Raw genomic sequence first — 239 nt, 5'->3', positions numbered from 1 at the left:
TGGTTGCCTTGCCGAAATCGCGCGGGTTGATCTTGCCGCTCGATGCGCCGGCATTGTTCTTCGCGCGCATCAGCTCGGCCGCGCCGGTGAAGATCGTGTCGAGGACGCGTGCCGGCATAGTGTCGACGTCCGGCGCGCGGCCGCCGAGGAACGGAGCGATCGCGGCGCGGCCGGCGTCCGTCTCGTATGCCTGATCGAGCGCCTTGCGCTGGCAGCGGCAGAGCGCGGCCGCACGGTCC

Annotated in this window: 1 protein-coding gene; it reads right to left on the bottom strand. The window is 70.7% G+C overall.

Features of this window, described 5'->3' with window-relative positions:
* The coding region (locus AAEY62_RS24585) for a hypothetical protein (protein ID WP_350637105.1) at nt 1-239 on the bottom strand (239 nt) is incomplete at both ends.

This window comes from Pseudoalteromonas sp. GW168-MNA-CIBAN-0100 (assembly GCF_040309225.1).
GTDB classification, from domain to species: Bacteria; Pseudomonadota; Gammaproteobacteria; order Enterobacterales; family Alteromonadaceae; genus Pseudoalteromonas; species Pseudoalteromonas arctica.
Note: the sequence above shows the minus strand (reverse complement) of the source record. Positions and strands in the feature narration are given on the sequence as shown.